This is a genomic window from Mediterraneibacter sp. 210702-DFI.5.30, from assembly GCF_020560115.1.
Classification (GTDB): domain Bacteria; phylum Bacillota; class Clostridia; order Lachnospirales; family Lachnospiraceae; genus Mediterraneibacter; species Mediterraneibacter faecis.
Genome location: NZ_JAJCME010000002.1, coordinates 195,777 through 211,641 on the forward strand (window position 1 = coordinate 195,777; position 15,865 = coordinate 211,641).

29 protein-coding genes are annotated in these 15,865 nt (G+C 41.5%); all 29 read right to left on the reverse strand.

What is annotated here, in order from left to right:
• Nucleotides 1–159 precede the first annotated feature (159 nt).
• The 29 genes from LI126_RS02870 to rpsJ all read right to left on the reverse strand — a co-directional run bounded on the left by LI126_RS02870 (nucleotide 160) and on the right by rpsJ (nucleotide 15,523).
• Complete coding sequence (locus LI126_RS02870; RefSeq protein ID WP_054751551.1) at nucleotides 160–1,119, reverse strand: DNA-directed RNA polymerase subunit alpha; 960 nt, start codon at nucleotides 1,117–1,119, stop codon at nucleotides 160–162.
• Between the two features lie 126 nt (nucleotides 1,120–1,245).
• Nucleotides 1,246–1,839, reverse strand: coding sequence for a 30S ribosomal protein S4 (gene rpsD / locus LI126_RS02875; protein ID WP_227164786.1), 594 nt, complete (start codon nucleotides 1,837–1,839; stop codon nucleotides 1,246–1,248).
• Between the two features lie 96 nt (nucleotides 1,840–1,935).
• On the reverse strand, nucleotides 1,936–2,331 hold the full coding sequence (gene rpsK, locus LI126_RS02880; protein WP_015528284.1) for a 30S ribosomal protein S11: 396 nt from the start codon (nucleotides 2,329–2,331) through the stop codon (nucleotides 1,936–1,938).
• A 34-nt stretch (nucleotides 2,332–2,365) separates the two neighbouring features.
• A complete protein-coding gene (gene rpsM, locus LI126_RS02885) occupies nucleotides 2,366–2,734 on the reverse strand; it encodes a 30S ribosomal protein S13 (protein ID WP_015528285.1) in 369 nt (122 codons plus the stop codon).
• Between the two features lie 525 nt (nucleotides 2,735–3,259).
• Nucleotides 3,260–3,373 carry a 50S ribosomal protein L36 gene (gene rpmJ, locus LI126_RS02890; RefSeq protein ID WP_020436478.1) on the reverse strand — a complete coding sequence of 38 codons (114 nt, stop codon included), beginning with the start codon at nucleotides 3,371–3,373 and terminating at the stop codon, nucleotides 3,260–3,262.
• A gap of 232 nt (nucleotides 3,374–3,605) precedes the next feature.
• On the reverse strand, nucleotides 3,606–3,824 hold the full coding sequence (gene infA, locus LI126_RS02895) for a translation initiation factor IF-1 (RefSeq protein WP_005613024.1): 219 nt from the start codon (nucleotides 3,822–3,824) through the stop codon (nucleotides 3,606–3,608).
• A gap of 31 nt (nucleotides 3,825–3,855) precedes the next feature.
• Nucleotides 3,856–4,500 carry an adenylate kinase gene (locus LI126_RS02900; RefSeq protein WP_227164787.1) on the reverse strand — a complete coding sequence of 215 codons (645 nt, stop codon included), beginning with the start codon at nucleotides 4,498–4,500 and terminating at the stop codon, nucleotides 3,856–3,858.
• A 106-nt stretch (nucleotides 4,501–4,606) separates the two neighbouring features.
• Nucleotides 4,607–5,929, reverse strand: coding sequence for a preprotein translocase subunit SecY (gene secY / locus LI126_RS02905; RefSeq protein WP_227164788.1), 1,323 nt, complete (start codon nucleotides 5,927–5,929; stop codon nucleotides 4,607–4,609).
• Nucleotides 5,929–6,369, reverse strand: coding sequence for a 50S ribosomal protein L15 (rplO, locus tag LI126_RS02910; RefSeq protein WP_015528288.1), 441 nt, complete (start codon nucleotides 6,367–6,369; stop codon nucleotides 5,929–5,931). The genes secY and rplO overlap by 1 nt, the downstream gene beginning before the upstream one ends.
• Nucleotides 6,370–6,390: 21 nt before the next feature.
• A complete protein-coding gene (gene rpmD / locus LI126_RS02915) occupies nucleotides 6,391–6,573 on the reverse strand; it encodes a 50S ribosomal protein L30 (protein WP_015528289.1) in 183 nt (60 codons plus the stop codon).
• A gap of 43 nt (nucleotides 6,574–6,616) precedes the next feature.
• On the reverse strand, nucleotides 6,617–7,126 hold the full coding sequence (gene rpsE, locus LI126_RS02920) for a 30S ribosomal protein S5 (RefSeq protein ID WP_015528290.1): 510 nt from the start codon (nucleotides 7,124–7,126) through the stop codon (nucleotides 6,617–6,619).
• A 16-nt stretch (nucleotides 7,127–7,142) separates the two neighbouring features.
• A complete protein-coding gene (rplR, locus tag LI126_RS02925; RefSeq protein ID WP_015528291.1) occupies nucleotides 7,143–7,511 on the reverse strand; it encodes a 50S ribosomal protein L18 in 369 nt (122 codons plus the stop codon).
• 17 nt (nucleotides 7,512–7,528) lie between these two features.
• Complete coding sequence (rplF, locus tag LI126_RS02930) at nucleotides 7,529–8,071, reverse strand: 50S ribosomal protein L6 (protein ID WP_117497850.1); 543 nt, start codon at nucleotides 8,069–8,071, stop codon at nucleotides 7,529–7,531.
• A gap of 274 nt (nucleotides 8,072–8,345) precedes the next feature.
• Nucleotides 8,346–8,747, reverse strand: coding sequence for a 30S ribosomal protein S8 (gene rpsH, locus LI126_RS02935; RefSeq protein WP_015528293.1), 402 nt, complete (start codon nucleotides 8,745–8,747; stop codon nucleotides 8,346–8,348).
• A 48-nt stretch (nucleotides 8,748–8,795) separates the two neighbouring features.
• Complete coding sequence (locus LI126_RS02940) at nucleotides 8,796–8,981, reverse strand: type Z 30S ribosomal protein S14 (protein WP_005613006.1); 186 nt, start codon at nucleotides 8,979–8,981, stop codon at nucleotides 8,796–8,798.
• Between the two features lie 15 nt (nucleotides 8,982–8,996).
• Nucleotides 8,997–9,536 (reverse strand): 50S ribosomal protein L5, encoded by a 540-nt coding sequence (gene rplE / locus LI126_RS02945; protein ID WP_020435987.1) that lies wholly within the window; start codon nucleotides 9,534–9,536, stop codon nucleotides 8,997–8,999.
• A 23-nt stretch (nucleotides 9,537–9,559) separates the two neighbouring features.
• Entirely contained in the window at nucleotides 9,560–9,871 is a 312-nt protein-coding gene (gene rplX / locus LI126_RS02950) for a 50S ribosomal protein L24 (RefSeq protein WP_015528294.1), read from the reverse strand.
• Nucleotides 9,872–9,885: 14 nt separating this feature from the next.
• Nucleotides 9,886–10,254, reverse strand: coding sequence for a 50S ribosomal protein L14 (rplN, locus tag LI126_RS02955; protein WP_015528295.1), 369 nt, complete (start codon nucleotides 10,252–10,254; stop codon nucleotides 9,886–9,888).
• 23 nt (nucleotides 10,255–10,277) lie between these two features.
• Nucleotides 10,278–10,535: a 30S ribosomal protein S17 gene (gene rpsQ, locus LI126_RS02960; RefSeq protein ID WP_054751807.1), complete on the reverse strand. Its 258-nt coding sequence runs from the start codon at nucleotides 10,533–10,535 to the stop codon at nucleotides 10,278–10,280.
• A gap of 17 nt (nucleotides 10,536–10,552) precedes the next feature.
• On the reverse strand, nucleotides 10,553–10,756 hold the full coding sequence (gene rpmC, locus LI126_RS02965; protein ID WP_054751544.1) for a 50S ribosomal protein L29: 204 nt from the start codon (nucleotides 10,754–10,756) through the stop codon (nucleotides 10,553–10,555).
• Nucleotides 10,746–11,183: a 50S ribosomal protein L16 gene (gene rplP / locus LI126_RS02970; protein WP_055172195.1), complete on the reverse strand. Its 438-nt coding sequence runs from the start codon at nucleotides 11,181–11,183 to the stop codon at nucleotides 10,746–10,748. The genes rpmC and rplP overlap by 11 nt, the downstream gene beginning before the upstream one ends.
• Complete coding sequence (gene rpsC, locus LI126_RS02975; RefSeq protein ID WP_015528296.1) at nucleotides 11,183–11,839, reverse strand: 30S ribosomal protein S3; 657 nt, start codon at nucleotides 11,837–11,839, stop codon at nucleotides 11,183–11,185. The genes rplP and rpsC overlap by 1 nt, the downstream gene beginning before the upstream one ends.
• A gap of 9 nt (nucleotides 11,840–11,848) precedes the next feature.
• Nucleotides 11,849–12,235 (reverse strand): 50S ribosomal protein L22, encoded by a 387-nt coding sequence (gene rplV / locus LI126_RS02980; protein WP_015528297.1) that lies wholly within the window; start codon nucleotides 12,233–12,235, stop codon nucleotides 11,849–11,851.
• A 31-nt stretch (nucleotides 12,236–12,266) separates the two neighbouring features.
• Nucleotides 12,267–12,548 (reverse strand): 30S ribosomal protein S19, encoded by a 282-nt coding sequence (gene rpsS / locus LI126_RS02985; protein ID WP_015528298.1) that lies wholly within the window; start codon nucleotides 12,546–12,548, stop codon nucleotides 12,267–12,269.
• A 26-nt stretch (nucleotides 12,549–12,574) separates the two neighbouring features.
• Nucleotides 12,575–13,417 carry a 50S ribosomal protein L2 gene (gene rplB, locus LI126_RS02990; RefSeq protein WP_055146130.1) on the reverse strand — a complete coding sequence of 281 codons (843 nt, stop codon included), beginning with the start codon at nucleotides 13,415–13,417 and terminating at the stop codon, nucleotides 12,575–12,577.
• Nucleotides 13,418–13,485: 68 nt separating this feature from the next.
• Nucleotides 13,486–13,785 carry a 50S ribosomal protein L23 gene (gene rplW, locus LI126_RS02995; protein ID WP_005612991.1) on the reverse strand — a complete coding sequence of 100 codons (300 nt, stop codon included), beginning with the start codon at nucleotides 13,783–13,785 and terminating at the stop codon, nucleotides 13,486–13,488.
• On the reverse strand, nucleotides 13,785–14,405 hold the full coding sequence (gene rplD, locus LI126_RS03000) for a 50S ribosomal protein L4 (protein ID WP_015528300.1): 621 nt from the start codon (nucleotides 14,403–14,405) through the stop codon (nucleotides 13,785–13,787). The genes rplW and rplD overlap by 1 nt, the downstream gene beginning before the upstream one ends.
• Before the next feature lie 30 nt (nucleotides 14,406–14,435).
• On the reverse strand, nucleotides 14,436–15,119 hold the full coding sequence (gene rplC / locus LI126_RS03005; protein ID WP_015528301.1) for a 50S ribosomal protein L3: 684 nt from the start codon (nucleotides 15,117–15,119) through the stop codon (nucleotides 14,436–14,438).
• Nucleotides 15,120–15,205: 86 nt separating this feature from the next.
• A complete protein-coding gene (rpsJ, locus tag LI126_RS03010) occupies nucleotides 15,206–15,523 on the reverse strand; it encodes a 30S ribosomal protein S10 (RefSeq protein ID WP_005612986.1) in 318 nt (105 codons plus the stop codon).
• Nucleotides 15,524–15,865: the final 342 nt, after the last annotated feature.

A 15,865-nucleotide genomic window follows, 5' to 3' on the forward strand; every position in this document is an offset into this window, starting at 1 on the left:
ATGCATCTTCGGGCTTACTAATCAAATGCTCCTGCTGTGCTCTTCGGGCTTACCACCAGGATATTCAATCTTCAGCGGGCTGCAATTCACAAAACTGTAATCACAGCCTGTGCAGGACATAAGTGTCCTGATAATTTATCATAGTACGGATATAGAATATTATTCTTCTCCGTGGTTCAGTTCCAGATTGAGTTCTTTCAGTTTTGCAAGAACTTCTTCGAGAGACTTACGACCAAGGTTACGAACCTTCATCATGTCTTCCGGAGTCTTGTTTGTGAGCTCTTCAACTGTGTTGATTCCGGCTCTCTTCAGACAATTGTAAGAACGAACAGAAAGCTCAAGTTCATCAATGCTCATCTCAAGAACTTTTTCTTTCTCGTCATCCTCTTTCTCAATCATAACTTCTGCCTGCTGAGCTACCTCTGACAGGTCGATGAAGAGTTTCAGATGCTCACTTAACACTTTTGCTGCAAGGCTAACAGCCTCATCAGGAGCCATTGTACCTTTTGTCCAGACATCAAGTGTCAGTTTGTCATAATCTGTAACCTGACCTACACGTGTATCCTGAACTGTCAGGTTGACACGATCGATCGGTGTGTAGATAGAATCGATCGGAAGAACACCGATTGGCATATCTTCTGTCTTATTCTTATCTGAGCTTACATATCCTCTTCCTTTTGTGATTGTAAGTTCCATATAAAGCTTGCTGTCTTTGCCACCGCTTAATGTAGCAATTACCTGCTCCGGGTTTACAATCTCAATATCAGAGTCACACTGGATATCAGCACCTGTTACAACGCCTTCTCCTTCGAACTCGATATAAGCTGTCTTCACTTCATCAGACTCAGATGTGTTCTTGATAGCCAGAGATTTCAAGTTCATGATGATCTCTGTCACATCTTCTTTAACACCCGGGATGGAACTGAACTCGTGCAGTACACCGTCGATTTTCACAGAACTGATTGCTGCTCCCGGCAGGGAAGAAAGCATAATTCTTCTCAGCGCGTTACCAAGCGTAGTTCCGTATCCTCTCTCCAGCGGTTCTACGACAAATCTTCCGTATTTCTTGTCATCTGAAACATCTGTAATTTCAATATTCGGTTTATTAAAATCAAACACTACACAGACCCTCCTTATGGGCTTAATATATGTTGAGGGGGTACAAAACTGTATCTAATCAACTTATTCAGATTAGTTAGGATTGCCCTGCATAAATGCCTGCGCAATCCTTTCAAATCGTAATTATTATTTAGAATACAGCTCGACGATAAGCATCTCGTCAACCGGTACATCGATTGCTTCTCTGTTAGGAAGCTCTTTTACTGTACCTCTAAGATTCTCAGCGTCTGCCTCAAGCCACTCTGGTACCATGTTTCCAGCTGTAGCTTCAAGAATCTCTTTGTATCTCTGTGAACCTTTTTTGTTCTCTTTGATTTCAATAATATCTCCAGCCTTTACAAGGTAAGATGGGATGTTAACCTGTTTGCCGTTTACAAGAACGTGCTTATGATCAACGATCTGTCTAGCTTCTTTTCTTGTTCTAGCAAGTCCAAGACGGAAAACAACGTTGTCAAGTCTTGACTCAAGGATGATCATAAGGTTTTCACCTGTCATTCCTTCCTGCTGTTTTGCCTTTGCATAGTAGTTTCTGAAAGGTTTTTCAAGAACACCGTAGATGAATTTTGCTTTCTGTTTCTCGCGAAGCTGAAGACCATACTCGCTCATCTTTCTGTTTGCTCTTTTTAACTGTCTGTTAGATTTCTTATTGATTCCGAGGTAAATCGGATCCATTCCTAATGAACGGCATCTTTTAAGAACAGGAACTCTATTTACTGCCATTTCTATCCTCCTAATATTATACATGCCAGCGGTACTCATGCCGCTGCGTCAACATTTACTATTAAATAACTGCTTTTCTTATACAGCAGAGTATAATTACACTCTTCTGCGTTTCGGTGGACGACATCCGTTGTGCGGTACCGGTGTTACGTCCTTGATGCTTACTACATCAATTCCGCATGCCTGAAGTGCACGGATTGCTGCTTCTCTTCCTGATCCCGGTCCTTTTACGAATACATCTACTGTCTTAAGACCATGTACTAATGCTGCTTTAGCTGCTGTCTCAGCTGCCATCTGTGCTGCATATGGAGTAGATTTTCTTGAACCTCTAAATCCCAGACCGCCTGCACTTGCCCATGAAAGAGCATTTCCCTGAGCGTCAGTCAGTGTAACAATTGTATTGTTGAATGATGACTGAATATGTGCCTGTCCGCGTTCAACGTTTTTCTTGACACGTTTTTTTGTTACTTTTTTCGCAACTCTCTTAGCCATTTAAACTAACCTACTTTCTTTATTTTATACGATATTATTTCTTCTTATTTGCTACAGTTCTCTTAGGACCTTTGCATGTTCTTGCATTAGTCTTAGTTTTCTGTCCACGTACCGGAAGTCCTTTTCTGTGACGGATTCCACGGTAGCATCCAATCTCTTTAAGTCTCTTGATGTTGAGCTGAATCTCTCTTCTAAGATCACCTTCTACAACCTGAGTCTCATCGATCACTGCGCTGATCTTCTTTACTTCTTCACTTGTAAGATCTCTTACACGAGTGTCAGGATTAACTCCTGCATCCTTTAAGATACGTTCTGCACTTGTTCTACCGATTCCGTAGATATAAGTAAGACCGATTTCTACACGTTTGTCTCTTGGTAAGTCTACACCTGCAATACGAGCCATGTGTCTTTCCTCCATTTTCTTTTCTGGTTTTCTTGTTAATTGTCCCTAATTGAGGCTGCGAATGCGAAATGAGTCTCTTCTTTTTATAAATGAAGTCTGGTGTAACTCATTTACTGCTGCATCCTACCGGAATGTATCCTTCCGATATCCCAGCCCAGGTATGTACGGAAACTACATACCCTTTCCCGGCACGGATCATACTCTCATCCGCCAATGCAAATGCCGGGTATTATAAGCAATATACAATAGCATCTTCCCTCTTTAATATAAAGATGACAAACGTCTGTCAGATGCCCAGACTACACGCTCTGTCGGTACCTGCGGACAGATGCGATGTATCCTTACTGTATATTAAACAGCTCCACACACCTCCTGGCATGTCATGCTGTCAGCCGCTTGATAATTGCACAAAACATCAGTAGCATCACTCGACTAGGTTCGATAATACCTCACCAAGTCTCCTGATAGGCTTTCTCACTAAATTCGTGCTACGCTTACGCTTGCACTCATCAAGTGTTCAATGCCTTAGCCCTGGCGCTGTTTGTGTTTCGGGTTCTCACAGATTACTCTGATACTACCTTTTCTTCTAATAATTTTGCATTTTTCACAAATTGGTTTAACTGATGATCTAACCTTCATGTCAAATCCTCCTTCCCTACTTTGCTCTGCCTATATATTCCGGTATTTTTGGACACACCTCTCCAAAAATGACCATTTCATACTTTACCACAAAACATATGGTAAAGTCAAGACCTAAATTAAAAAAGATATTATTTTCTAAAAATACTTTTCAGAAAATAATATCTTTTTATCTTTTCAGATACGGAACGTTGTAAACAACAACATTCCCGTTATTTGATGTGTAGAATTCTTACTTGTCTCTCCAGACAATTCTTCCTTTGCTCAGGTCATAAGGTGACATCTCAAGTGTAACCTTATCTCCCGGCAGAATCTTGATGAAGTTCATACGCAGCTTACCGCTGATATGTGCCAGTACAATATGGCCATTCTCAAGTTCTACTTTGAACATTGCGTTAGGAAGTTTCTCAACTACAACTCCTTCAATTTCAATCACGTCAGTTTTTGACATTTTTAATCCTCCTGAATGAAATCAACAAAACTTACTCTCCAAGAATCTGAACGATTGCAGCAAATACATCGTTGATATCGATTGTACCATCAACTTCTCTGAGTACTCCTGCTTCTGTATAATAATCGATCAGCGGCTGTGTCTGCTCATGATAAACACCAAGTCTCTTAAGTACTGTCTCTGGTTTATCATCGTCTCTCAAGATAAGCTCTCCACCACACTTGTCGCAGATGCCTTCTTTTGCAGTCGGAGCATATACGATATGATAAGTAGCACCACAATCAACACAAGCTCTTCTTCCAGACATACGGTTTACAATATTCTCATCTGGAACTTCAACATCGATCGCATAATCAATCTTCTGTCCCATCTCAGCAAGTGCACGATCAAGTGCCTCTGCCTGTGGAATTGTACGCGGGAATCCATCAAGTACATATCCATTCTTACAATCTTCCTGGTTTACTCTGTCTACAACGAGATCAACAACCAGTTCATCCGGAACCAGAAGACCCTGATCCATGAAAGTTTTTGCTTTCTTACCAAGTTCTGTTCCGTTCTTGATGTTTGCTCTAAAGATATCTCCAGTAGAAATATGCGGAATAGAATACTTCTCAGCAATCTTCTTTGCCTGTGTTCCTTTTCCTGCTCCTGGGCCTCCTAACATGATGAGTTTCATATCTTTATCCTCCTTATACAAGTTTAACCCGCTCTGTTCGTCCTGCAATTGAGGACAGAACAAAGCGAGCTAAAAGACGTTTAATAGAAAACAATATCAATAACTGTTATCTCTTATTATTTAAAAATCCTGTGTAATTTCTTACAAGCATCTGTGATTCAATCTTCTTAATTGTCTCAAGTACAACACCTACAATAATGATAAGTGATGTTCCACCAAAGGAAACGTTTGCACCAAAAACACCATTGAAGAAATATGGAATCACCTGTACGATGATCAAACCACACGCACCAACAAAGATAATATAATTCAAAATCTTTGTAAGGTAGTCAACTGTTGGTTTGCCCGGACGAATTCCAGGGATAAATCCACCGCTCTTTTTCATATTATTTGCAATCTCCATCGGATTGAAAGTAATCGATGTATAGAAATATGCAAAGAATATTGTAAGTAAAATGTAAACCACAAGTCCGACTGAATAAATCGGATTCTCTGGATCACACCAGTTATTGGAGTTTAAACCTGCAAGGATCTTACTTCCAATTCCAGTTCCATTTCCTTTTCCAAGGAACTGTGCAATCACGATTGGTGTCTGCATCAGTGAAGAAGAGAAGATAACCGGGATTACTCCGGCTGTATTCACCTTCAACGGAATATGTGTTGACTGACCGCCATACATTTTTCTTCCCTGTACTTTTTTGGAATACTGAACTGCAATTCTTCTTTCACCATCCTGAAGAATGATAACAAACACAACTACAACCAGAAGAACTGCAATGATAATAACACCAGCAAGTCCTGCCTTTGCAATTGTTTTGCCTTTCATGAACTGTGTATACAGTGTCACGAAATCATCCGGAACACGGGAAATAATATTGATCAGAAGTACGATAGAAATACCGTTTCCAACTCCCTTTTCAGTAATACGCTCACCGATCCACATAAGAAATGCACTACCAGCTGTAAGCGTACATACAACGATTGCACAATTTACGAAATTATATTCTTCCAGAAGTCCCTGACGTCCAAATCCTACAGCCATTGCGATAGATTCAATCAGTGCAAGACCAACTGTCACATATCTTGTAATCGCTGCGATTTTCTTTCTTCCATCTTCACCATCTTTCTGCATTTCTTCAAGCTTTGGAATCGCTATTGTCAGAAGCTGCATGATAATAGATGATGTGATATATGGAGTGATACTCAGGGCAAATACTGACATTCTTGTAAATGAGCCGCCGGTGAACGCCTCAAAAAAGTTAAATACGTCACCGGTCTGCTGTGCAAAAAAATTCTGAATAAATGTCGGATCTACTCCCGGAGTGGGCAACTGTGATCCTAACCTAACAACGATAAGCATTGCCAATGTATAGAGAAGTCTCTTTCTGATATCCTCAATACTTAATGCTTTACGCAAGGACTTAAGCATTAGATCACCTCTGCTTTTCCACCAAGAGCTTCAATCTTCTCAGCTGCTTTTGCACTGAATGCATTAGCCTGAACTGTAAGCTTCTTAGTTAACTCTCCATTTCCAAGAATTTTTACTCCGTCTTTTGGATTCTTAACAATACCGCTTTCGATCAATGTCTCAACGGATACTGTAGCGCCATCCTCGAATACTTCAAGTGCGCTAAGATTGATTCCTACGATTGTCTTAGAGTTTCTGCATGTGAAACCTCTCTTAGGAATTCTTCTGTATAAAGGCATCTGACCGCCTTCGAAACCAGGTCTTGTAGCTCCTGAACGAGCCTTCTGTCCTTTGTGGCCCTTTCCGGCTGTCTTACCGTTTCCTGAACCATGACCACGGCCTCTTCTGAAATTATCACTCTGTTTTGAACCGTCTGCCGGTCTTAAGTTTGATAAGTCCATGACATTACCTCCTTATCTTAATTAAGCCTCTTCTTCAACTTTAACTAAATGTCTAACCTGCTGTACCATACCTCTGGTAGCTGCATTATCTGGCAATACAACTGTTTTGTTGAGTTTCTTAAGTCCAAGAGCCTCAACTGTTTTTCTATGCTTTGGTACGGCGCCGATTGTAGACTTTACTAATGTAACTTTTAAATTTGCCATTTCAATCTTACCTCCTATGCGCTTGATCGGGCTTCTCGGTTGATTAGCCTAAGATCTCCTCAATTGATTTGCCACGAAGTCTTGCAACATCTTCCGGAGTCTTAACTGCTTTAAGTCCTTCGATTGTAGCAAGTACAACATTCTGTTTGTTGTTGGATCCTAAAGATTTTGTACGGATGTTCTTAACTCCAGCCGCCTCAATTACGGCACGCGCCGGTCCTCCGGCGATAACACCAGTACCTTCCGGAGCCTTCTTAAGAAGTACGGAAGCGCTTCCGAATTTACCAATCACATCGTGTGTTACACTTGAGTTTTCATCAAGAGATACGCTGATCATTTTCTTCATAGCGTCCTCTTTACCTTTACGAATAGCTTCCGGAATTTCAGTAGCTTTTCCTAAACCTGCACCAACATGGCCATTTCCATCACCAACAACTACTAAAGCTGTGAAACGGAAGTTACGACCACCTTTAACAACTTTGGTTACACGCTTGATTGATACCACTTTTTCTACTAATTCCATCTGACTAGCATCAATACGTTCCTGTCTCATCTGTGTTCTCCCTTCCTTAGAAATTCAGACCAGCTTCTCTTGCTGCGTCTGCTAATGCCTTGATTTTACCCTGGTAAATGAATCCGCCTCTATCAAATACAACTTCATCAATACCTTTAGCTTTTGCTCTCTCGGCAATTACTTTTCCAAGGTATGCTGCTGCTTCAACGTCGTTAGTCTTCTCGAGCTCTGCTTTCACTTCTTTCTGAAGAGTGGAAGCGGAAACAAGAGTATTTCCAACAGTATCGTCGATGATCTGTGCATACATATGATTATTACTTCTGAATACAGCTAAACGCGGTCTCTGCGCTGTTCCGCTGAAACGGTTGCGTAATTTCATGTGTTTTTTTCTACGAACTTCGCTTCTAGATTTCTTACTAACCATTTTCACACTCTCCTTATTTATTTCTTACCAGTCTTACCGACTTTACGTCTGATTACTTCATCAGCATATTTGATTCCCTTGCCCTTATATGGCTCCGGTCTTCTCTTATCTCTGATCTCAGCCGCAAACTGTCCAACTTTTTCTTTATCGATACCTTTAACAGTGATCTTGTTCTGTCCCTCAAGTACAGTCTCGATTCCTTCTGGATCGATCATCTCAACTGGATGGGAATAACCAAGGTTCAGTGTCAGTTTATTTCCTGATTTAGCAGCTCTGTAACCTACACCGTTAACCTCAAGAACTTTCTCATATCCGTCTGTTACACCTACAACCATGTTGTTGATCAGTGTTCTTGTCAGACCATGAAGAGCTTTCATTTTCTTTAAGTCGCTCGGTCTTGTAACGATTACTTCTTCGCCTTCAACTTTGATTTCCATTTCTACTGGAAGCTCTTTTGTAAGAGTTCCCTTAGGACCTTTTACAGTCACTACATTGTTCTCAGCAACTTCTACAGTTACTCCTGCAGGAATTGCTACAGGCAGTCTTCCTATACGTGACATACCATTATCCTCCTTAACTTAGATTCTCGGAGAAGCTGCGTTGGCTTCTCTGTTTTCAGTTACATTTATAAGGAAGTTCTTTTCGCTAAGCAAGTAGTCTCGCTAGCTCAAAGAACGTACCTTTTATAATGAATCATCCACTCAACTCGATAGATGAGCAGATTTAAGGAAGTTCTTTTCACTAAGCTCGAAAGGACCTCGCTAAGTTCAAAGAACAACCTCGCACTAAGCTCAAACTTCGGCTACGCCTCGTTCTCACTAAGTTGCTTTCGGCTTACCAAACGAAGCAAAGAACCTCTCCGCCTACGCCGAGTTTTCTAGCTTCTTTGTCTGTTACTACACCTTTGTTTGTAGAGATGATTGCTGTTCCGAGTCCGCCAAGTACTTTCGGGATATCCTCTGTATTAGCGTAAACACGAAGTCCCGGTTTGGAGATTCTCTTCAGTCCGGAAATAACTTTCTCGTTCTTGTCAGCACCGTATTTCAGTGTGATGTGAATTGTCTTGAAAGCTCCATCTTCTACAAGGTCATATTTTGCGATATATCCTTCATCAACAAGAATGTTTGCGATAGCAAGTTTCATCTTTGATGCCGGTACATCTACTGTATCATGTTTTGCAGTGTTTGCATTACGGATTCTTGTAAGCATATCTGCAATTGGATCGCTCATAGTCATGTGTGTGATTCCTCCTATGTTATTTCACAGTATATAGTTGCTTTCGTCTTACCAGCTTGCTTTTTTAACACCCGGGATCTGTCCTTTATAAGCCAGTTCGCGGAAGCAGATACGGCAGATACCGTATTTTCTTAAATATGCATGCGGACGACCACAAATTCTGCAACGGCTGTATTCTCTTGTGGAGAACTTTGGTGCACGCTGCTGTTTGATTTTCATTGATGTTTTAGCCATGAATTTCTCTCCTTTTTACTTTGCGAATGGCATATTGAACTGTGTCAATAATTCACGTGCTTCTTCATCAGTCTTGGCTGTTGTAACAAAAATTACATCCATACCTCTGACTTTGTCAATCTTATCGTACTCGATTTCCGGGAAGATAAGCTGCTCCTTGATTCCAAGTGCATAGTTACCTCTTCCGTCAAATGCGTTCGGGTTTACTCCTCTGAAGTCACGTACACGAGGAAGTGAGAGGTTGATCAGACGATCAACGAACTCGTACATTTTCTCTCCTCTTAAAGTAACTTTACATCCGATCGGCATACCCTCTCTGATCTTGAAGTTAGCTACAGAATTCTTTGCTCTTGTTACAACCGCTTTCTGTCCTGCGATTTTCTCCATGTCTGCAATAGCTGACTCCAGAAGTTTAGCATTGTCTTTTGCCTCACCGACACCCATGTTAATTACAACCTTGTCAAGTTTCGGCACTTCCATGATGTTTTTATATCCAAATTTTTTGATCATTGCATCAACGATCTCATTCTGATACTGCTCTTTCAGTCTACTCAAAGTCCTGGACCTCCTTCCTTGAATTAATCAATAACTTCGCCTGTTGCCTTAGCAAAACGAACTTTTTTGTCTCCATCCATCTTGAAGCCTACTCTTGTTGCTTTTCCGTTATGAAGTAACATAACGTTTGATGCATCAATGTAACCTTCCTGATGTACGATTCCGCCGTTCTGGTTTGCCATGCTTGGCTTTGTGTGCTTTGTCAGCATATTGACGCCTTCAACCAGGACTCTTCCGTCTTTTTTATCTACGGCAATAACTTTGCCTTCTTTATCTTTATCTTTTCCGGCGATAACCTTAACCATATCACCTTTTTTAATTTTCATAGTTGACATTCTCAGGCACCTCCTTACAGTACTTCCGGAGCCAGAGAAACGATCTTCATAAAGTGTTTCTCTCTAAGCTCTCTTGCTACTGGTCCAAAAATACGTGTTCCACGTGGGTTCAAATCGTCTTTTATAATAACAGCAGCATTTTCATCGAATCTGATATAGGAACCGTCTTTACGACGAGCGCCTTTTACAGAACGGACAACAACAGCTTTAACGACATCACCTTTTTTAACAACGCCGCCTGGTGTTGCATCTTTAACAGTTGCAACGATCACATCTCCGATGTTGGCGTATCTTCTTGTAGAACCGCCAAGAACACGGATACACAGTAACTCTTTCGCACCTGTGTTGTCTGCTACTTTAAGTCTGCTTTCTTGCTGTATCATGCAGGTAAACCTCCTTCAAATAATTATTTCGCTTTCTCCATGATTTCCACAAGTCTCCATCTCTTGTCCTTGGACAGCGGTCTTGTTTCCATAACTTTTACTGTATCTCCAACTTTACACTCGTTGTTCTCATCATGAGCTTTAAGCTTGTAAGTTCTCTTTACGATCTTGTTGTAAAGTGGATGTTTTACATGGTCTTCAACAGCAACAACAATCGTTTTGTCCATCTTGTCGCTGACAACCTTACCCGTACGGGTTTTTCTTAAATTTCTCTCTTCCACGGTTGCTGCTCCTTTCACTATGCTCTTTTAGCCTCTGTAATCAGAGTCTGGATACGAGCGATATTCTTTCTTACTTCTTTGATTCTGCTTGTATTATCCAACTGATTTGTTGCGTTCTGGAATCTCAGATTAAAGAGTTCCTTCTTAGCAGCTACTAATTCTTCATTTAATTCCTCTACGGATTTTCCTTTTAACTCGTTTACAAATGTATTAATTTTCACTGTTATCACCGCCTTCTAAGTCTGCGCGAGAAACGATTTTGCATTTGCAAGGTAATTTATGCATTGCAAGTCGAAGTGCCTCTCTAGCTGTTTCCTCTGGTACTCCTGCAATCTCAAACATAACACGGCCTGGTTTAACTACTGCTGCCCAATACTCAACAGTACCTTTTCCACTACCCATACGAGTCTCAGCCGGTTTTGCTGTGATCGGCTTGTCTGGGAAGATTTTGATCCAAACCTTACCACCACGCTTGATGTAACGTGTCATAGCAACACGGGCTGCCTCGATCTGGTTAGAACGAATCCAGCATGGTTCCATAGCTACGATACCAAATTCACCGTAAGAAATCTTATTACCTCTAAGAGCCTTACCTTTCATAGTACCACGGAACTGTTTACGACGTTTTACTCTTTTTGGCATTAACATTATCTATCTCTCCCTTCCTTATCTGCTTTAGTCGGAAGAACTTCGCCTTTGTAAATCCAAACCTTTACACCGACTTTTCCGTAAGTTGTATCAGCTTCTGCGAATCCATAATCGATGTCAGCACGAAGTGTCTGCAGCGGAATTGTTCCCTCGCTGTAGAACTCTGTACGAGCCATATCAGCACCGCCGAGACGTCCGGATACGGAAGTCTTAACTCCGAGTGCTCCAGCCTTCATAGTTCTGGACATGCATGATTTCATAGCACGTCTGAAGGAGATACGGTTCTCAAGCTGCTGAGCAATGTTCTCAGCTACAAGCTGTGCATCTTTGTCCGGTCTCTTAACTTCTTTGATGTCAACGATGAGCTTCTTATCTGTGAACTGTGCAAGCTCTGCTTTCACCTTTTCGATCTCGGAACCACCCTTGCCGATTACGACACCAGGCTTAGCTGTATAAACGATGATCTTAACGCGATCGGATGCTCTTTCGATTTCAATCTTAGAGATTCCAGCGCTGTATAATCTCTTCTTTAAAAACTTTCTGATCTCGTGGTCTTCAACCAGATTGTCAGCGAAATCTTTTTCTGCGTACCATTTGGAATCCCAGTCTTTGATAACGCCAACTCTCAGGCCATGAGGATTAACTTTCTGTCCCATATTGTCCTCCTATCTCTCATTGAGCACGATTGTGATGTGGCTCATTCTCTTCTCGATTCTGTAAGCTCTACCCTGTGCTCTAGGTTTGATTCTCTTCATTGTCGGTCCTTTGTTTGCGTAGCATTCCTCGATGTAGAGGTTCTCAACGCTCATACCGTTGTTATTCTCAGCATTTGCGATTGCTGATTTCAGTAACTTCTCTATAACGCTTGAAGCATATCTTGGATTGTATGCTAAAATACCAAGTGCTGTCTGTACATCCTTGCCTCTGATGGCATCAAGAACGAAACATGCCTTCTGAACAGATACTCTTGCGTAAGAAATCTTAGCTGAAGGTCTTGTATCTCTCTGCTCGTTTCTTTCTCTTTTGATTTGGGATCTATGTCCTTTTGCCATGGATGAACCCTCCTTTCAAAATATATGAAAATTATCTAACTTTTGACTTCTTCTCGTCTTTTCCGTGTCCTCTGTAAGTTCTTGTTGCAACGAACTCACCGAGCTTGTGGCCTACCATATCCTCTGTAACATATACAGGCACATGTCTTCTTCCATCATGTACGGCAAATGTATGACCTACAAATGATGGGAAGATTGTAGAACGGCGTGACCATGTCTTTATAACTGTTTTATCACCTGCAGCATTCATAGCGTCTACTTTTTTAAGTAAGCTTTCGTCTGCAAATGGTCCTTTTTTAAGTGAGCGAGCCATAGGTTCTAACCTCCTTGTGAATCTGATTATTTAATCGCTTTACCATCTCTTCTTCTTACAATCAGCTTGTTAGAAGATTTGTTCTTCTTACGAGTCTTAAGACCAAGTGCCGGTTTACCCCATGGAGTACACGGTCCTGGACGTCCGATACTTGTCTTACCTTCTCCACCTCCGTGTGGATGGTCGTTAGGGTTCATTACGGAACCACGAACTGTAGGTCTGATTCCCATGTGACGCTTACGTCCTGCTTTACCAACATTGATCAGGTTGTGATCACCGTTTCCTACAACACCGATAGATGCGCGGCAGATGATCGGAACCATTCTCATTTCTCCTGAAGGAAGTCTCAGTGTAGCGTACTTTCCTTCTTTCGCCATCAGCTGTGCGCTGTTACCAGCGGAACGAACCAGCTGTCCACCTTTTCCCGGGTACAGCTCGATGTTGTGGATCTGTGTACCAACCGGAATCTCTGAAAGTGGAAGGCAGTTTCCTACTCTAACCTCAGCGCCAGCACCGTTCATAACTGTCATGCCGTCTGTAAGTCCTTCTGGAGCAAGGATGTATGCTTTCTCACCATCTGCGTAGCAGATCAGTGCGATGTTAGCACTTCTATTTGGATCATACTCGATTCCAACAACTGTTGCCGGAATTCCGTCTTTCTTTCTCTTAAAGTCGATAATTCTATATTTCTTCTTAGCTCCGCCGCCACGATGTCTTACTGTGATTTTACCCTGTGCGTTACGGCCAGCTTTTCTCTTCTTGGATTCGAGGAGGGATTTCTCTGGAGTTGTCTTTGTGATCTCTGAGAAATCAGAACCTGTCATCTGTCTTCTGGAAGGTGTATATGGGTTATATGTTTTGATTCCCATTACTGTCTCTCCTTTCGTTTGCTCTGATTATTTGTTTCACGGGTTTGCACCGTATAATGTCTTATTTTTTACAGACCTTCAAAGATTTCAATATCAGCGCTGTCTTCTGTCAGTGCTACTACAGCTTTCTTTGTCTTAGCTGTCTTTCCGAAAGTCATTCCACGTCTTTTGTTCTTACCATCAAGGTTCATTGTGTTGACGCTTTTTACTTTTGTACCGTTGAACATTTTTTCAACAGCTTCTTTGATCTGAGATTTTGTAGCCTCTGTGTGTACAAGGAATGTATATTTCTTGTCAGCCATAAGCTCCATGCTCTTCTCAGTTACAACTGGTTTAAGGATTACATCATAATACTGAATGTTTGCCATTATGCGTACACCTCCTCGATTGCTGCAACAACAGCTTTCGTAGCGATTACTGTGTTGTATTTCAGGATGTCATATACGTTGATTGTGTTTGTATGTGCTGTTTTAACATCCGGGATATTCTTTGCGGAAATCTCAACATTCTTGTTTCCATCTTCAAGAACTACCAGCGCTTTGTTAACGTTCAGGTTGTTCAGTACTGCCTGGAATTTCTTTGTTTTGATTTCGTCGAAATTAAGTTCATCAACAACGATGAATTTGTTCTCTTCTACTCTGGAAGTAAGTGCAGACTTAAGAGCTGCTCTCTTCTCTTTCTTATTCATTTTGAAGGAATAGTCTCTCGGAACTGGAGCGAATACAACTCCACCGCCTGTCCACTGTGGTGATCTTGTTGATCCCTGTCTTGCGTGACCTGTTCCTTTCTGTCTCCATGGTTTTCTTCCGCCACCGGAAACTTCAGAACGTGTCTTGGCTTTCTGTGTTCCCTGACGATTGTTTGCAAGCTGATTTACAACTGCCATGTGTACGAGGTGCTCATTAACTTCAACACCGAATACAGCATCGTTCAGTTCGATTGTATCAACTTCTTTACCTTCGATATTGTAAACAGATACTTTTGCCATCTGTATGTTCCTCCTTTCTTAGCTGTCAGACTAGTTTGCCTTCACTGTCTCTTTGATTGTTACCAGGCATTTCTTTGGTCCCGGTACAGAACCTTTAACGAGGATGAGATTGTTCTCTGCATCAACTCTTACTACTTCAAGATTCTGAACAGTGATCTTCTTGTTACCCATCTGTCCTGGCATCTTCTTACCTTTGAATACCTTACTTGGATCAGATGCTGAACCGTTAGAACCAGCATGACGATGGAACTTGGAACCGTGAGTCATAGGTCCTCTGCTCTGGTTGTGACGCTTGATTGCGCCCTGGAAACCTTTACCTTTTGAAACAGCAGTTGCATCAATCTTGTCTCCTGCTGCAAAGATATCAGCTTTAATTTCCTGAGCAAGTGTATACTCTTCAGCGTTCTCAAATCTGAATTCTTTTACATATCTCTTTCCGGATACGCCTGCTTTGTCAAAATGACCTTTTTCAGCTTTTGTCACACCGTTTCTGTGAGCGATGGACTTCTTTCCACTGTTGTCTTTTGTGACAATCTTTTCTTTCTTGTCAACATATCCAACCTGTACTGCGCTGTAACCGTCATTCTCAACTGTTTTAACCTGTGTTACTACACAAGGACCAGCCTGCAGAACTGTTACCGGAATCAGAACTCCGTCTTCTTCATTGAAGATCTGAGTCATTCCAACTTTTGTAGCTAAGATAGCTTTCTTCATTATAATTACCTCCTGTGATTTACAGCGGAACGCTTTCGCGCTCATCCTAAATTTTAGGAATACTGTTTAAAATTAAGATGTCCTTATTATTTGGACTTCATCTTGATGTCGATAAATACACCAGCTGGCATTTCTAATCTAGAAAGTGCATCAACAGTTTTCTGTGTTGGTGTGATGATATCGATCAGTCTTTTGTGAGTTCTCTGCTCGAACTGCTCTCTGGAATCTTTGTACTTGTGTACAGCTCTCAGAATTGTTACAACTTCCTTCTTAGTCGGAAGTGGTACCGGTCCACTCACCTGTGACCCGTTCTTTTTTACAGTTTCGATGATTTTCTTTGCGGATGCATCAACAAGCTGATGATCATACGCCTTCAATGTGATTCTCATTACTTGACTTGCCATAAAAAAAGTCGCCTCCTTTTCGTACTTTTCACATCAGTACGACAAGCGGTGACTGTACACTCTCCCGTGTGTGTCGTGAGAAACTCACACGTTGTTTCATACTCCTACCCTGGTTATCCCATTGGGGCAAATAGTAATCAGTTTTTGATTCGTACAGTGACTTGTCGCCAGTTTCCTAACTTGACATTCGCTCCACGGAAAACCTGCACCAGCTTATTCATTTGCCGGGCAGCAACCTCGCGCTTCATTGCTATCATGTCACAGCTCTCTTAGTATATCCGAGAGAGTGCAAAATTGCAAGTACTTTTTTTGTTTTTTTTCAAGTACAATCTTTTTCTTCTT

Coding starts and splice junctions, on each gene's coding strand:
- rpsD (WP_227164786.1), bottom strand. CDS start 1,839: ATGGCAGTAAATAGAGTTCCTGTTCTTAAAAGATGCCGTTCATTAGGA.
- rpsK (WP_015528284.1), bottom strand. CDS start 2,331: ATGGCTAAGAGAGTTGCGAAAAAAGTAACAAAAAAACGTGTCAAGAAA.
- rpsM (WP_015528285.1), bottom strand. CDS start 2,734: ATGGCTCGTATTGCAGGTGTAGACTTACCAAGAGACAAACGTGTAGAA.
- rpmJ (WP_020436478.1), bottom strand. CDS start 3,373: ATGAAGGTTAGATCATCAGTTAAACCAATTTGTGAAAAATGCAAAATT.
- infA (WP_005613024.1), bottom strand. CDS start 3,824: ATGTCAAAAACTGACGTGATTGAAATTGAAGGAGTTGTAGTTGAGAAA.
- LI126_RS02900 (WP_227164787.1), bottom strand. CDS start 4,500: ATGAAACTCATCATGTTAGGAGGCCCAGGAGCAGGAAAAGGAACACAG.
- secY (WP_227164788.1), bottom strand. CDS start 5,929: ATGCTTAAGTCCTTGCGTAAAGCATTAAGTATTGAGGATATCAGAAAG.
- rplO (WP_015528288.1), bottom strand. CDS start 6,369: ATGGACTTATCAAACTTAAGACCGGCAGACGGTTCAAAACAGAGTGAT.
- rpmD (WP_015528289.1), bottom strand. CDS start 6,573: ATGGCAAATTTAAAAGTTACATTAGTAAAGTCTACAATCGGCGCCGTA.
- rpsE (WP_015528290.1), bottom strand. CDS start 7,126: ATGAGACAGGAACGTATTGATGCTAGTCAGATGGAATTAGTAGAAAAA.
- rplR (WP_015528291.1), bottom strand. CDS start 7,511: ATGGTTAGTAAGAAATCTAGAAGCGAAGTTCGTAGAAAAAAACACATG.
- rplF (WP_117497850.1), bottom strand. CDS start 8,071: ATGTCACGTATAGGAAGACTGCCTGTAGCAATTCCTGCAGGAGTAACT.
- rpsH (WP_015528293.1), bottom strand. CDS start 8,747: ATGACTATGAGCGATCCAATTGCAGATATGCTTACAAGAATCCGTAAT.
- LI126_RS02940 (WP_005613006.1), bottom strand. CDS start 8,981: ATGGCTAAAACATCAATGAAAATCAAACAGCAGCGTGCACCAAAGTTC.
- rplX (WP_015528294.1), bottom strand. CDS start 9,871: ATGTCAACTATGAAAATTAAAAAAGGTGATATGGTTAAGGTTATCGCC.
- rplN (WP_015528295.1), bottom strand. CDS start 10,254: ATGATACAGCAAGAAAGCAGACTTAAAGTAGCAGACAACACAGGTGCG.
- rplP (WP_055172195.1), bottom strand. CDS start 11,183: ATGTTAATGCCAAAAAGAGTAAAACGTCGTAAACAGTTCCGTGGTACT.
- rpsC (WP_015528296.1), bottom strand. CDS start 11,839: ATGGGACAGAAAGTTAATCCTCATGGCCTGAGAGTTGGCGTTATCAAA.
- rplV (WP_015528297.1), bottom strand. CDS start 12,235: ATGGCAAAAGGACATAGATCCCAAATCAAAAGAGAAAGAAACGAGCAG.
- rpsS (WP_015528298.1), bottom strand. CDS start 12,548: ATGGCTCGCTCACTTAAAAAAGGACCATTTGCAGACGAAAGCTTACTT.
- rplB (WP_055146130.1), bottom strand. CDS start 13,417: ATGGGAATCAAAACATATAACCCATATACACCTTCCAGAAGACAGATG.
- rplW (WP_005612991.1), bottom strand. CDS start 13,785: ATGGCAAACATTCAGTATTATGATGTAATCCTTAAACCAGTTGTAACT.
- rplD (WP_015528300.1), bottom strand. CDS start 14,405: ATGGCAAAAGTATCTGTTTACAATATCGAAGGTAAAGAAGTTGATACA.
- rplC (WP_015528301.1), bottom strand. CDS start 15,119: ATGAAGAAAGCTATCTTAGCTACAAAAGTTGGAATGACTCAGATCTTC.
- rpsJ (WP_005612986.1), bottom strand. CDS start 15,523: ATGGCAAGTCAAGTAATGAGAATCACATTGAAGGCGTATGATCATCAG.